Source organism: Geofilum rhodophaeum (genome assembly GCF_002210225.1).
In the GTDB taxonomy this organism is placed as follows: domain Bacteria; phylum Bacteroidota; class Bacteroidia; order Bacteroidales; family Marinilabiliaceae; genus Geofilum; species Geofilum rhodophaeum.
This window is the reverse complement of record NZ_MWUJ01000017.1, coordinates 1-13,729: the sequence shown is the minus strand read 5'-3', so window position 1 is coordinate 13,729 and position 13,729 is coordinate 1. Positions and strand designations below refer to the sequence as shown.

Below are 13,729 nucleotides of genomic sequence, written 5' to 3'. Positions count from 1 at the left end.
AAATCAACACTTTTTTATCGGCAAAACACGAAAAACATTATTCATGGGGCACATAAACCTCCAACAATCGGGCTTGTCCCTCCGGATAAAAGGTCAACTGCCGCAACTCTGCCGGAATCAACACCGTTTCGCCCTTAGCGACAGCCACTTCGCCGCCTTCATACACCAGACGTGCAGCCCCCTCGGTACAAATCAGGATGACAAATGAATCGAGACTGTAATAATCCCTGGTCAGGGGGCCATCCAGCTCCAACACCGAAGTCGTGAAATAAGGACAACTGACCACCGGACTCACCGTGTTCGGCACCACCTCATAGGCCGTACGATAATCCGGATAAGCCTTATAGTCGATGGCATCCAGCGCCTCCTGCGTATGCAATTGCCGGGTTTGTCCCTGAGCATCACGTCGGTCAAAATCATAAATCCGATAAGTTACATCCGAAGTCTGCTGAATTTCAGCCACCAAGATACCCGCGCCTATAGCATGCACTCTTCCGGCAGGAATAAAAAAGACCTCTCCCGCCTGAACAGGGTGACTGGCCAACAGGGATTCCAGGCGCTTCTCCTCTACCGCTTTCAGGTAATCCGCCCGACTAACCGTTTCGGCAAAGCCACTGATCAAGCGGGCGCCCTCCTCTGCTTGCAACACATACCACATTTCAGTCTTGCCGAAAGAATCGTGTCTCTGGCCCGCCAACTCATCGTCGGGATGCACCTGAATCGACAAATCTTCCCGGGCATCTATGAACTTAATCAACAAGGGAAACTCCTCACCAAAGCGCTGAAAAACAGCATCACCAACCAAATCGCCCATGTAAATCTCCAGCAATTCGGCCAGGGTATTTCCTTTCAAAAAGCCGTTACTGACCACCGAAACATGGCCATCTACTCCAGAAAGTTCCCAGCTTTCACCAATACCACTTTTCCCCGCAAGGGGCTTTTTTAATTCCGTTTCGAGTTTATTACCGCCCCAGATCCGCTCCATCAAAATGGGCTCAAACTTTAAGGGATACAATGCTTTTGTCATAACAGGTGTGAAAATTTAATCGGTTTTGCACAAAGATATAAAAACCAAAGGCAAGTCGAGGCGCCAAACTTTTGAATACCGGCAACTATCCTTACTTTTGCAAAAAAAGCACATGATTAAAAGTGCCCGTTTTGTTACCAGCAGTCAACATGCCGACCAGTGTCCGCCCCCAAACCGGCCCGAATACGCCTTCATCGGCCGCTCCAATGTTGGTAAATCCTCCCTCATCAATATGCTTTGCCGCTCCGGCAAGCTGGCCAAAACCTCCTCGACACCGGGAAAAACCCAACTCATCAATCATTTTTTGGTTAACGACCATTGGTATTTGGTGGATTTACCCGGTTATGGCTACGCCAAAGTAGCCAAAACCCAACGGGCCGTTTTCAGCAAAATGATTCTCAATTACCTTTCGAAACGAGAAAATCTTGTATGCTTATTTATATTAATTGACGCCCGCATCCAACCCCAGGCCCTCGATCTGGAATTTATGCGCAGCATGGGGCAGGCAGGCATCCCCTTTGCTCTGGTTTTCACCAAGGCCGACAAGCTTACGCCCACGGTTTTAAAAAACAACCTGGAGCATTACGGCAACGAACTGCTGAAGGAGTGGGAGGAGCTGCCACTCAGCTTTATCACCTCAGCAGAAAAGGCCGATGGACGGGAAGATTTGCTCAGCTACATCGAACAACTCAACAAGGAATGGGAGGGCTAAATCCTTTGATTTTAAAGCAAAAATCAAAATCTCTTGTAAACAAATCCTTAAGGATACATGATTTTTGCTATCTTTGCAAAGTCGAACCACTTTTTACAACAATCTGATAAACAGAAATTTAATGCCACCCAAAGCACCTATTAAGGTTTTTTCCGGAACCAATACCCAATATCTGGCCGAAAAAATCAGCTTATGCGCTGGTCGTGAACTGGGCAATGTAAATGTCATCCGTTTCAGCGATGGCGAATTCGCCACCGCCTACGAAGAAACCGTCCGCGGGTCCCACGTCTTCCTGATTCAGTCGACCTTTCCGCCTACCGACAACCTTTTTGAACTGCTCATGATGATTGATGCAGCCAAAAGAGCATCAGCCTACAAAATTGTAGCCGTGATGCCCTACTTTGGTTTTGCCCGGCAGGATCGGAAAGATCAGCCCAGAGTCTCGATTGGCGCCAAACTGGTGGCCGATCTGTTGAGCACCGCAGGAGTCGACCGCATCATCACTATGGATCTGCATGCCGATCAGATCCAGGGCTTTTTCAACATTCCGGTTGATCACCTGTACGCCTCCAGCATTTTCGTTCCCCACATACGTTCTTTGGGACTCGACAACCTGGTTATAGCCTCCCCCGACGTGGGCGGCACCAAAAGAGCCAACACCTATTCCAAGTTTCTGGAAACCCCAATGGTTATTTGTCACAAGTACCGCTCCAAAGCCAACGTGGTAGATGAAATGCGCATCATTGGCGACGTGGAAGGCAAAAACGTAGTTATTCTCGACGACATGATCGACACGGCAGGAACGCTGACTAAAGCAGCCGAAATGATGAAGGAGCAGGGCGCCCTCAGCGTGCGTGCCTTTGCCACCCACGCCATCCTTTCGGGACCGGCCTACGAGCGCATTGAGCAATCGGAACTGACCGAAGTCTACGTCAGCGACTCCATTCCCCTGCGCAAATCGTCCGCCAAAATCAAAGTTCTCAGTGTTGCCCAGCTCTTTGCCGACACCATCGAAAAAGTATACAATTACCAGTCGATCAGCACACAATTTGTAATTTAATTTATATCTTTGCGGCCCCAAAAGGGCATAACGTGTGATGGGAAATTAAGCTTTTACATCAGCACTTAATTTTGAGTAGCACAAACTAATTTTGTAAACATGCAAACTATTGAAGTTAAAGCGGCCAAAAGGGACAACCTGGGAAAATCCGCAACCAAAGAGCTGCGCGCCAGCGAAAAAGTACCCGCCGTATTGTACGGAGGTGAAGAAGTCGTTCATTTCTATGCCGAAGCCAACGAGTTTCGCAAGTTGTTGTTCACGCCCAACGTGTATTTGGTTCACTTGAACATCGACAGCAAAACTTTTACTGCGGTAATTAAGGACACCCAATTTCACCCTGTAAGCGACGAACTCATTCACATCGACTTCCTTCAGGTATTTGAAGAGAAGCCCGTTGTAATTGAGATCCCCGTTAAGCTGGAAGGTTTGGCCGAAGGTGTTAAGGCCGGTGGTAAACTCACCCTGGAGCAGCGCAAACTGCGCGTTAAGGGCTTGATGAAAGACCTGCCCGACCACTTGACTGTAAACATCGACAAACTGGGCTTGGGTAAGAGTATTCAGGTAGGCGAACTCAGCTACCCCAACCTGGAACTGCTCAACGCTAAAAACTCTGTGGTTACTTCTGTTAAGCTGACCCGTGCTGCCCGTGCAGCTGCTCAGCAGAAAGGTTAATCCACTTCACCAAACACAAGAGCCCCCGTATTTGTATATGGGGGTTTTTGCGTCTAAACGGGCAGCGCTTATGTGGCAAAAAATCAAAAACTGGGTAAGTTCCCCCAAAGGAGCAAGCGATACAACACCTCACGAAATGAAATACCTGATTGTGGGCCTCGGCAACATCGGCTCGGAATATGCACACACCAGACACAACGTAGGTTTTGATGTTCTGGACCACCTGGCCGGGGAGGCCGGCATAAGTTTTGAAGATGGTCGCTATGGATTGACCGCCCAGCATAAACACAAGGGACGCCAGCTGACCCTGCTCAAGCCATCGACCTATGTCAATTTGAGCGGCCGGGCCGTCAACTATTGGTTGCAAAAAGAAAAGATTCCTATAGAAAACCTCCTGGTGGTGGTAGATGATTTGGCCCTCCCCTTTGGTGTTCTGCGCCTTCGCGCCAAGGGCAGTGACGCCGGACACAATGGACTCAAAAACATCAACGAGGTATTGGGGCACAACCAATATGCCCGCCTTCGCTTCGGAATCGGCGACAATTTCCGCAAAGGTCAACAGGTCGATTATGTGTTGGGACAATGGGAGCGAGACGAAAAGGAGGCGCTGCCCGAACGTTTTGAGCTGGCCACAGCAATCATCCACAGCTTTGCAAGTATGGGCTGCACCCGAACCATGAACACCTTCAACAAAAGATAAGACCACGCCGCTAAACCTGAACACCATGGGAGAAACAGAAGCCTTGCGCATCGATAAGTACCTTTGGGCCGTTCGCCTTTTCAAGACACGCAGTCTGGCCACCGAAGCCTGCAAAAAAGGGAAGGTGCTGATGGACGGGATGCCGGTAAAATCATCGCGTACCCTAAAGGTGGGCGATGAAGTAGAAATCAAGGATCCGCCCGTGACCCGTCGCTACAAAGTACTGGCGCTTTCGGGCAAGCGAATGGGGGCCAAACTAACCGCCGACTTTATCAAAGATGTCACCCCGGCCGAAGAGCTCGAACTGCTTCGGCTCACCCGTATGGCCCAGGCAATGAACCGACCCAGGGGACTGGGGCGACCCACCAAAAAAGAACGGCGTGATTTGGATCAATTTTTCGACGCCGACGACGATTTTGAGGACCTTGATTAAAACTACAGCATGCTGACCGCACAAAAAAAGAAAAAAGAGAACATTGCCGAATACATCCTGTATATGTGGCAAGTAGAAGATCTGATACGCGCCTACGACTGCAATATGGAACGCATCCGCACCGAGCTGCTGCCCCAATACGGTCAATCCGGTGAAATTTTGCAGGAAATGGAACAGTGGTGGGACAACCTCAGCGCCATGCTCAAAGTGGAGCAAAAGGAAAAAGGCGGCCACCTGCAAATGCTGACCAACACAGTTAATGAACTCAACACACTGCATCACCTTCTGCTGAAAACCCCAAAATTTGTCAACTACCAAATTCAATTTCAGCAACTGCAGCCCCTCCTTAAAGAGCTCGAAACCAAAACCAGTCCACCCCCCGCCAACGACATTGAACTGATGCTGGGTGCCCTGTACAACACCTTTTTACTGCGCCTACAAAAACAAAGTCTCAGCGCCGAAACCCTATCGGCCATGAAACAATTTGCAAGTTTTCTGGCCCTCTTGTCCAAAAGATATCAGGAAGAACAAACAGGCAAGCTGGATTTGGAGGACTAGCGCTCTGGCACAAAGCAGGACTTTCTTTTACCGAACCAGACGTAACGATTCTTTGCCACCTTGCGGTAGAGGAAAGTAACCCAGGATTTGGGCAGCCAGCTGCCCAAACGGGCCAAAAGCGGCCAGCCTCCTCCGGCAACACGCAACAGATACAAAACGGCATCAGGCCCCTGCAACACTTGCTTGCCTATGAGCAATATCACCTCATCGGGCAGCAGATTCATGCCGCTCTGAGCCAACAAGGCCTGTCCCCGCACCCCCTGCATGGGCAACACCTCCAACTTCCCGTCAAAGCGCCGCAACACCCTACGTACAAACGCACTGCACAACACACAAAAGCCATCAAACAACAAAACGCCTTCCAGTGTCCGTTTCCCCATTTCTATTTCTTAAAAACCATATCTACCCTGCGGTTGGCACTGCGTACCACCTGAGAGCGCTTACCCTCTGCACCGGAAAAAGCACCCTGCGCACCTTGCGGAAAAACCGCGATGCGCTCGGGATCGGCACCCAATTCATTAACCAAAAAGTCGAGTACCTGTTCACACTGCCGGGCACTTATTTCCTCGTGATCCCCGGTATCGTCGGGATCTACATAGCCATAAAGAGCCAAAGCAGCTGTAGGATTCTGCTTCATATCTACCACAGTCTCGGCCATCAACACCTGCTCCGCCATGCCCAAATCGAGACGGGCACCCGGTTCAAAAAACAAACTACGGACCGAAACCGCCTCATACACTTCTACCAAACCATAACTCACCACCACCGAATCGCGCTGAACCGGTGCCCGGTCGGCATACTTTTGAATGGCCTCCTCCAACATTTGCACCTCGGCCTCCAGAGGATCGCGGCGACTGCGACCAAACAAATTGAAACCCTGCCCCCGGTAAGTCCAGCGCAAATGCCGCACATCCTTCCTGCCCACCTTATAGGTCAGGTTAACTCCGGTGTACATATACCGATCGTTGGTCGACCCGGTTAACACATTATCCAGGTTATCGGCAGTGCTGAAACGCATCGTCGACTCCAGTCCCACATCAAAATGCCTGTTGATGCGGTACTGCACACCCAATCCCACCGGCACCACCAATTCCATTTGATGTTCCACCTTTTCCTCCGGATTGTAAGGATCGTAGCCAGCCACCATGTAGCGGTCAGACGGCATACCAAAATCGCTCTCCTGAACCAGGGCATCGTTGTCCATAAAATGCAATTTTGAGCGGAAAAAATTGGCCCCCAAACCCATTTTAAAAACAAAATTCCAACGATCGCGCACCGGTCCCGGGAAAGCCCCCAGCTGGTTGATGTAAAAGACCCCATTCAGCGAGAAATCGTTGAGGGTGCCCTTAAAATAGTGGGGACTGTTCTCGCCATACATCTCACCATGCAGGTACTGCAAATCAATGGCCAGTGAAGGCGCCAACTGCTTGCTCAGCAACACCGTAGGAGCAAAGCGCAGCCGGTAATCGGGAACGATGGACGAAGAGCTGATGTCGCTGAACATCATGAGCGAGCCATAACCCACACTCAACGACCAGGTAGAAAAAGGCTTCTCTACCGAATAGCGCATATCTTCCGTAATCACCCGCGTATCGGTCTTTCGGTTTTGACCCGAAAGACCCGCTGCCAGAGAAACAACCAGAACAAACAAATAATACCTTTTCATGCAGCACTTCATTTAACGACTGAGCTCAATAATATCTACTCTGCGATTTACCAGGTGCACACCCCTTGGCGCCAGCTTACGGGTATCACTCAACAACTCTTTCTCCCCCCTGGGTTCCACCTGCAGACGTCCGGCATCAATACCGTAATCATTAACCAGCACATCCAACACAGCCCGGCAACGTCGCTCACTCAAACGCTGATTGTAGTCCTCGCTGCCCCGGTCATCGGTATAGCCCTGAATTTGGAAACGGGCTTCCGGGTGATCCATCATATAACGAGCCACACCTGCCAGGGCAAGGTGACTGCGTCGACTGATCTCTGATTTGTCAAAATCGAAGAAAACGGCAGCAGAGAAAGAACCATGACGAATGATTTGCTCCTTGTTGATGTAGGTGGTATCACTCACGGCACTGTCGCCCTCAGCAGCCAGTTGATCCAGATGCTGACGCAAAGAATCGAGACGCTGAGCCAGCGGATCGCGCAAGCGCTCCCGCTCGTAGGCCATATTGAAATCCTTGTAGGTCCACGAAGCATGCCGCTTGTCCTTCTTCCCAATCTTGTAAGTCAGCGAAAAAGCCGCCGACATATACGAATCGTTGGCAGCACCACTGATGTCCACATCCAAATCGTCGGTAGTCATGTTGTGCAAAACCACATCCATACCCAAGTCAAAGGACTTGTTGATGCGGTAGCGAACACCCAATCCCATCGGAACCACCACACTGGATTCCCTACTCGTCTCCTCCAACTCGGGATTGACCTCTGAGTAGCCATTGCGTCGGTAGCCCTCCACCAAAAAATCATCGGGCGCCCAATCGCTGTAACTGGTCGGATAACCCGACACCCCACCAAAAATATCGTCGACCATCAACAGCTGCTCACTGCCCTGCTCACGCATGGCTGAGCGGAAAAAGTTGGCCCCCAGACCAATGGTGGCATAAACATTCCAGCGGTCGCGCATGGGACCATTAAAAATCAACTGATTGATGTAGGCCTTCACATTAACCGTAGTTTGCAGCAAATCGCCCTCAAAATAGCGTCGATACTTCTGACCATACATATCGGCCATAAGGAAACTGCCCTCTACAGCCCACGAACGCCCCAACTGCTTACTCAGCTGGGCCGTAGGACCAAATTTAAAACTCGAGGAAGGCAGCAGGGTATAATCCACCACATCGGTATAATAAACCACCGGTCCGTAACCTACCGTCAGCGACCAGGTATTGTATTTGCGGTCGGGCCGGTAAATTTGCTCCTCTTCCAGACTGCTGAAATCAATCTGGGCATAAACAAGGGGGCCGCCGGCCAACAACAGCATCATTAAGGGTAAAATTCGCTTCATTTGCTAAAGAATTAACGGAATAACTCAACAAAATTAAGCCTAATCCCCCACCAAGTCCAGCCGGTGCAAGTCGCTTTTTATCAAAGGGCTCAAAAACTCCACCAACGCAAGTCCTGTAAATACAAAGAGGGGCTAAATGCCCCTCTTTGTGTAACAGCAGTATAGGCTACCAGGAATAAACCCGTGGCCCACCTGTGCTTATAACACCTCCTTCAGCCACTTTACAAAGTCCTCCACATCCGTATTAAACCCACGTGGCGTATTCATTGCCTCCTCCTCATGATTCAGCAGCACATAATAAGGTTGACTGTTGGTGTTGTAATGGGTAATTTGAAAATCGGTCCACTTGTTGCCCACCGTACGCACTTTACGTCCGGTAAGCTCCGACACATACTGTTCTGATTCGGGCAGGCGCTCGCGGTCGTCGACGTACAACGACACAATAACAAACTCCTTAGCCAGCAAGTCACGCACCTGCGGATCGGACCACACCTGGGCTTCCATCGTTTTACAGTTGGCACAGCCCAAACCGGTAAAATCCAGAAACACCGGCTTTCCGACCGCCTTGGCCGCCTCCAGTCCCGTTTCGTAATCGGTATATTTCACCAAGCCATAAGGCCCCTCCTTCATGTGCTCACCCAGCACCGGAGCGACAGTGGCCTGCGCACCTCCCAAGCGATTCATATTAAACTCCTGCGTAGTAATGCTGGGCAAAACAGATCCCACGGCACGCAGCGGAGCTCCCCAGAGTCCGGGAATCAGATAAAAAACAAAGGCAAAAACCCCGATGGCCAACAACAAGCGCGGCACACTCAGGTAGGGCAAATCACTGTCGTGGGCAAACTTGATTTTACCCAAGAGGTACAAGCCCAACAACAGAAAAATAGCAATCCACAAAACCAGAAACACCTCCCGGTTGAGCAGTCCCCATTGGCCCACACTGTCGGCCACCGACAAAAACTTGAGCGAAAAAGCCAGCACCACAAAGCCCAGTACCACCTTTACCGAATTCATCCAGCCGCCCGATTTGGGCAGGGATTTCAAGGCAGTGGGGAAGATGGCAAAGAGCGCAAAGGGCACCGCCAAAGCGACCCCGAAACCCAGCATACCTACAGCGGGGGAAAACATATTGCCACCAATGGCCGCCTCCACCAACAAAGTACCCACAATGGGCCCCGTACAACTGAAGGACACCAACACAAAAGTAAGTCCCATCAATATTACCCCCAAAAGGCCACCCGACTGATCGGCCTTGCTGTCGAGGGCGTTGGACCACTTGGCGGGCATCGTCAACTCAAAAGCACCAAAAAACGATGCGGCAAAAAAGATCAAGAGGGCAAAAAAGACCACATTAAACACGGGATTCGTAGCCATGGCATTGAGCGCGTTGGCACCAAAAATCACCGAAATGGCCAGTCCCAGAAAAACATAGGCAAAAATAATGGTCAAGCCATAAAAAAGTCCGTCGCGCAAAGCCCGCGCCCGGTTATCGGCATTCCGCAAAAAGAAAGAAACCGTAAGCGGTATCATCGGAAAGACACAAGGCGTCAACAAAGCCGCCAGTCCCCCCAAAAAAGCCAACCAAAAAATGCCCCAGTAACTTTCCGCCTCAGCCTCGTCTTCAGCCGGAACGAGCTGCTCCTCCGAGACAGGCGCTGCCAGCTGTTCTCCCGTGGCAATTTCCTCCACTGCAACAACCGAAGTGCTTCCATCGGCCTCCGCCGAAGCCTCAGCCCCAGCCTCAGCAACGACTGCTGCCTCAACAGCCTCCTCTACCTCCCCTTTCGGAGCCGAAAGCTGCATCTCAGGCAATTTCAATTCAAAATCGATTTGTTGTGGTGGCAGACAACGGTGATCGTCGCAAGCCATAAATTCCACGTAGCCACCCACTGCAGCAGGCGCACCAGCTGCCACAGTCACCAATTGCGAGAGGCGTACCTTGCCCGAAAAATAACCCACCTCCATCTGAAAGGCCTCATCGAACGAAGGCTCAGCCTTAGGCGCTGTTTCCAAAGCCCCCGTTGGCGTCAAGCCCGGCGCCTCCTCAAAATTCAAAGAAGTGGGAATGGGGCCACCGGCTGGTAAATCCGTCGAATACAAGTGCCAACCACGATCAATGCTTGCCTCTGCAACCACCATCACCTGAGTCTCGTCCACCTTCTCCAACGAAAACTGCCATTTAACCGGCTCCAATACCTGAGCCGAAACAGGTAAAAGGGCAACAAAAAGTACCGCCCAAACCAAGATCCAATTTTTACGCATATCCTTTATTTTTTAATCCGGCTGCAAGCAACCTCGAATAAAACTAATTATTTACAAATATAGATATTTCAGGATGTCAAAAGTAAAATATTTCAACGAGCCTACAAAATAACAAAAAGGCCATTAGCTTGTTGTTAACAAGTCAAGCTAATTTACTACATTTAATGCACCAAAACAGCTAACATTTACCGCAATGAAACACAAGTCCGCCCTCCTCACCCTGCTCTTACTGGCCATGGTGCTGCCTTTCAGCGCCCAGGAGGCCCTCTGGAACCAGCCTGAAGTACAATCGCCGGTCATCCATAAGGACAACAAAGTCAGTTTTCAAATCTATGCCCCACAGGCCGGCGAGGTCTTGCTTTCCGGCACCTGGATGCCTCGGGAGGACTGGGCCCCGGAACCCGTGGCCATGAAAAAAGACGACAGCGGGGTGTGGACCCATACCACCGAGGTATTGGCGTCGGACCTCTACACCTATTTCTTTTTGGTAGACGGGGTACAAGTTTGCGATCCGGCCAACCCCTACGTGGTGCGTGATGTCGCCAGCATCTTCAACTATTTGCTGGTGCCGGGGGGACAGGGCGACCTTTATGCCGTGCAGGATGTTCCGCACGGAACGCTCGCCTACCGCTGGTACCCCTCGCCCGGCACCGGACAAGAACGTCGCCTGGCCATCTATACGCCCCCGGGCTACGAAAACAGCACCAGCACCTACCCCGTGTTGTACCTGCTGCACGGCATGGGCGGCGATGAAACCGCCTGGACCACACTGGGGCGAACCGTCGAAATCCTCGACAACCTCATTGCCCAGGGTAAGGCCCGCCCCATGATCGTAGTTATGCCCAACGGCAATGTGAGTCAGCAAGCAGCTCCCGGAGCAGCTCCCGGAGCGCTCCGCCCACCCAGCATGGATCTGCCCCAGACCATGGAAGGCAGCATGGAAACCACCTTTCCGGAAATCATTCAGTTTGTGGAACAGAATTACCGTGCCAACAGAGAAAAAAGCCAGCGCGCCATCGCCGGGCTGTCCATGGGCGGTTTTCACAGTCTGCATACCTCCCGTCTGCACCCCGACACCTTCGACTACATCGGGCTGTTTTCTCCGGCGATTACGCCGCTCGAAGGCAGCATCCCAGAAATCTATAGAAACATGGATGCCAGTCTCACCACCCAAAAGGACAAAGGCTACCGCCTGTACTGGATCGCCATAGGCAAAAACGACTTTTTGTACGACCAGGTAAGCCGTTACCGCGGCACCCTCAACCGCCTGGGTCTTCCCTTTACCTATACCGAGACCGAAGGCGGACATACCTGGGACCTCTGGCGCAGCTACCTGACGCTTTTCGTTCCACAGTTGTTTAAAAACTAAGCGCGCCAGTGCCCTTGCCACAGCCAATTGCCACTAACCAAATATATCCATTTTATCTATATGCTCGTTACATCAGACACTTACGCCCCATTTTCACCTGTTCATATAATACTCATAAACACTATTGCGTTTATGCAAACGTTACCGCCAAGCCCCTGGATTCCCAGAACGTATAATTGATTCGCAGAACGTATTTATCTTGATTGCCAGCCGGAAGGATTTCGCAAGACAGAATTATAAAATCCAAGCGTCTTTGACAAGGATTTCGTGAAGTTTAAGTGGTGCTTCAGACAGTTGGTAGGTTTTTTAAAGGTTTGTGCAGAGAAGGGCTTAGGGCAGCCTGCGGTTGTTGTAGGAAAGTGAAGTTTGGCAGACCGTTGTTGGGCTCCGGTAGAAACTGCCCGATTTTAATGAAATGACTGGATTCCCATGATTTGGATGACAAGGCATCCTGAATATTGAATTGGTCACGGTGAAGGGTGCATAAGGACAACCGGATTCGATTTTCAAGTTCAGCGCAAACAGTGACCTGTATCAAACAACGGGTTGCGCAATGATTGCTTACCGATACGGATAAAATATTGATTGGCAGAAACGTAAAGCCAGGATTTCGCCGAGACAAATGTTTACATACGGATTGCAAGATTCATAAGAAAAGGGTAGCGGGCAGACAGGGTTGCAATTTTTGCAGTAAATTCGGTGATTATTGCTTCCCGAAACGTAAAGGAAGCGCGAGGAAATAATAGAAAAGGGGCGAGGCGGTAACATCGTATATAAAATATTTGTCAGTCAGTGGCTTATTGGTCATTTCTGCCGGTTTGTAAGGTTGTAGTGGTTGGACAGAATAGTGCTTCGAATTGCCAAACATTTCATATACGAAACCATTAGCGGTAATTTTACGAAAACGACATAAATACTAAAAAACAATCCGATGAAGCTATAAGTAACTGTTTAAAAATAAAAACAGAAATAAATCATTACTCTCAAAAGTTATGATGATTTGTATTTATCAACAATTTAAAATTTACAACAATGACACAGTTACAAATGATTAACAAAACCAAATCAATAGCTCAACAAGACGAAAATGTTTCCGCAGTTTTTATGTACGGTTCATTTACTAAAAATGAAGGCGACAAATATTCTGACATCGAATTTTACATCTTTCTAAAAACCAAAGAAAACTTTTCGGCTGAAGAATGGGTAAACCAAGTTTATCCTGTCGCTTTATATTTCATTAATGAATACGGAAGTGAAGTCGCTATTTTTGAGAATATGATTAGAGGCGAATTTCATTTTTTAAAAACAGACGAAATAAAAATCATTAAATCGTGGGAAGGAATTGTTGCGTTCAGTGATTTTGACCAAATGAATTTAATTGACAAAGACGGACTTTTAACGGAAACGCTAAATCAAATCAAAGTAAAATTCCCTGATAGAACCACAGACGAAAATATTTTGTGGCTAAGCCAATCATTACTGAATGTTTTGCTGACAACGAACAATTTAATCAAAAGAGAAGAATTTGCCCACGCCCACCAAAGCTTGACGACTGTTCAAAAATACTTACTTTGGCTCATCAGAACAGTAACAAATAAAACTCAACATTGGGAAAGCCCGACGAAAAGTTTGGAAAAAGATATTGACCAAGATTGGTATTCAGAATTTATACTTACAACATCTGATTTAAACCCTAAAAACATAAATACAGCCTTTCAAAATTCATTGAAAATATCTGAAAAGCTGTTTGACAAACTAAATGTTGGACTAAAACTCAAAGAAATATTAAAAAGAATTGAATAAAAAACTACCGCTAACATCGCATATAGCCAATGGCGGGGGAAGTGGGTATTTGAAGCTTTGTAGCCCGCATCAGCTTCTGTGCTGGCGGACAGGTATGCAGCCCGCAAACCGCCACTGGCCATA

13 protein-coding genes are annotated in these 13,729 nt (G+C 49.3%); 8 read left to right on the top strand and 5 right to left on the bottom strand.

The features are described from left to right. Nucleotides 1-37 precede the first annotated feature (37 nt). Nucleotides 38-1,027 (bottom strand): type I phosphomannose isomerase catalytic subunit, encoded by a 990-nt coding sequence (locus B4W65_RS13570; protein WP_088655709.1) that lies wholly within the window; start codon nt 1,025-1,027, stop codon nt 38-40. 112 nt (nt 1,028-1,139) lie between these two features. Between B4W65_RS13570 and yihA the strand changes: the two genes are divergently transcribed. From yihA to B4W65_RS13540, 6 genes are all read left to right on the top strand, one after another. Next, nucleotides 1,140-1,739, top strand: coding sequence for a ribosome biogenesis GTP-binding protein YihA/YsxC (gene yihA / locus B4W65_RS13565; protein WP_088655708.1), 600 nt, complete (start codon nt 1,140-1,142; stop codon nt 1,737-1,739). Nucleotides 1,740-1,860: 121 nt separating this feature from the next. Next, nucleotides 1,861-2,799, top strand: coding sequence for a ribose-phosphate pyrophosphokinase (locus B4W65_RS13560; RefSeq protein WP_088655773.1), 939 nt, complete (start codon nt 1,861-1,863; stop codon nt 2,797-2,799). A 99-nt stretch (nt 2,800-2,898) separates the two neighbouring features. Then, a complete protein-coding gene (locus B4W65_RS13555) occupies nt 2,899-3,471 on the top strand; it encodes a 50S ribosomal protein L25/general stress protein Ctc (RefSeq protein WP_088655707.1) in 573 nt (190 codons plus the stop codon). Between the two features lie 70 nt (nt 3,472-3,541). Beyond that, entirely contained in the window at nt 3,542-4,171 is a 630-nt protein-coding gene (pth, locus tag B4W65_RS13550; protein ID WP_240509579.1) for an aminoacyl-tRNA hydrolase, read from the top strand. Between the two features lie 25 nt (nt 4,172-4,196). Then, nucleotides 4,197-4,604: an RNA-binding S4 domain-containing protein gene (locus B4W65_RS13545; RefSeq protein ID WP_088655706.1), complete on the top strand. Its 408-nt coding sequence runs from the start codon at nt 4,197-4,199 to the stop codon at nt 4,602-4,604. Between the two features lie 9 nt (nt 4,605-4,613). Next, nucleotides 4,614-5,162 (top strand): DUF4924 family protein, encoded by a 549-nt coding sequence (locus tag B4W65_RS13540; protein ID WP_088655705.1) that lies wholly within the window; start codon nt 4,614-4,616, stop codon nt 5,160-5,162. Here the strand turns inward: B4W65_RS13540 and B4W65_RS13535 are convergent. The 4 genes from B4W65_RS13535 to B4W65_RS13520 all read right to left on the bottom strand — a co-directional run bounded on the left by B4W65_RS13535 (nt 5,159) and on the right by B4W65_RS13520 (nt 10,434). After that, complete coding sequence (locus B4W65_RS13535) at nt 5,159-5,542, bottom strand: thiol-disulfide oxidoreductase DCC family protein (RefSeq protein WP_088655704.1); 384 nt, start codon at nt 5,540-5,542, stop codon at nt 5,159-5,161. The two genes, B4W65_RS13540 and B4W65_RS13535, sit on opposite strands and share 4 nt — an antisense overlap. A 2-nt stretch (nt 5,543-5,544) precedes the next feature. Beyond that, on the bottom strand, nt 5,545-6,828 hold the full coding sequence (locus B4W65_RS13530) for a DUF6089 family protein (protein WP_088655703.1): 1,284 nt from the start codon (nt 6,826-6,828) through the stop codon (nt 5,545-5,547). A 12-nt stretch (nt 6,829-6,840) separates the two neighbouring features. After that, complete coding sequence (locus B4W65_RS13525) at nt 6,841-8,172, bottom strand: OmpA family protein (RefSeq protein ID WP_088655702.1); 1,332 nt, start codon at nt 8,170-8,172, stop codon at nt 6,841-6,843. A 198-nt stretch (nt 8,173-8,370) separates the two neighbouring features. Then, on the bottom strand, nt 8,371-10,434 hold the full coding sequence (locus tag B4W65_RS13520; RefSeq protein ID WP_088655701.1) for a protein-disulfide reductase DsbD family protein: 2,064 nt from the start codon (nt 10,432-10,434) through the stop codon (nt 8,371-8,373). Between the two features lie 193 nt (nt 10,435-10,627). Between B4W65_RS13520 and B4W65_RS13515 the strand changes: the two genes are divergently transcribed. Next, a complete protein-coding gene (locus tag B4W65_RS13515) occupies nt 10,628-11,803 on the top strand; it encodes an esterase (RefSeq protein ID WP_088655700.1) in 1,176 nt (391 codons plus the stop codon). Between the two features lie 1,032 nt (nt 11,804-12,835). Beyond that, nucleotides 12,836-13,606 carry an aminoglycoside 6-adenylyltransferase gene (locus B4W65_RS13510; RefSeq protein ID WP_088655699.1) on the top strand — a complete coding sequence of 257 codons (771 nt, stop codon included), beginning with the start codon at nt 12,836-12,838 and terminating at the stop codon, nt 13,604-13,606. Nucleotides 13,607-13,729 lie beyond the last annotated feature (123 nt).

Bases quoted from the DNA above. Each gene is read 5' to 3' on its own strand.
- B4W65_RS13570 (WP_088655709.1), bottom strand. From the start codon at position 1,027: ATGACAAAAGCATTGTATCCCTTAAAGTTTGAGCCCATTTTGATGGAG.
- yihA (WP_088655708.1), top strand. From the start codon at position 1,140: ATGATTAAAAGTGCCCGTTTTGTTACCAGCAGTCAACATGCCGACCAG.
- B4W65_RS13560 (WP_088655773.1), top strand. From the start codon at position 1,861: ATGCCACCCAAAGCACCTATTAAGGTTTTTTCCGGAACCAATACCCAA.
- B4W65_RS13555 (WP_088655707.1), top strand. From the start codon at position 2,899: ATGCAAACTATTGAAGTTAAAGCGGCCAAAAGGGACAACCTGGGAAAA.
- pth (WP_240509579.1), top strand. From the start codon at position 3,542: ATGTGGCAAAAAATCAAAAACTGGGTAAGTTCCCCCAAAGGAGCAAGC.
- B4W65_RS13545 (WP_088655706.1), top strand. From the start codon at position 4,197: ATGGGAGAAACAGAAGCCTTGCGCATCGATAAGTACCTTTGGGCCGTT.
- B4W65_RS13540 (WP_088655705.1), top strand. From the start codon at position 4,614: ATGCTGACCGCACAAAAAAAGAAAAAAGAGAACATTGCCGAATACATC.
- B4W65_RS13535 (WP_088655704.1), bottom strand. From the start codon at position 5,542: ATGGGGAAACGGACACTGGAAGGCGTTTTGTTGTTTGATGGCTTTTGT.
- B4W65_RS13530 (WP_088655703.1), bottom strand. From the start codon at position 6,828: ATGAAAAGGTATTATTTGTTTGTTCTGGTTGTTTCTCTGGCAGCGGGT.
- B4W65_RS13525 (WP_088655702.1), bottom strand. From the start codon at position 8,172: ATGAAGCGAATTTTACCCTTAATGATGCTGTTGTTGGCCGGCGGCCCC.
- B4W65_RS13520 (WP_088655701.1), bottom strand. From the start codon at position 10,434: ATGCGTAAAAATTGGATCTTGGTTTGGGCGGTACTTTTTGTTGCCCTT.
- B4W65_RS13515 (WP_088655700.1), top strand. From the start codon at position 10,628: ATGAAACACAAGTCCGCCCTCCTCACCCTGCTCTTACTGGCCATGGTG.
- B4W65_RS13510 (WP_088655699.1), top strand. From the start codon at position 12,836: ATGACACAGTTACAAATGATTAACAAAACCAAATCAATAGCTCAACAA.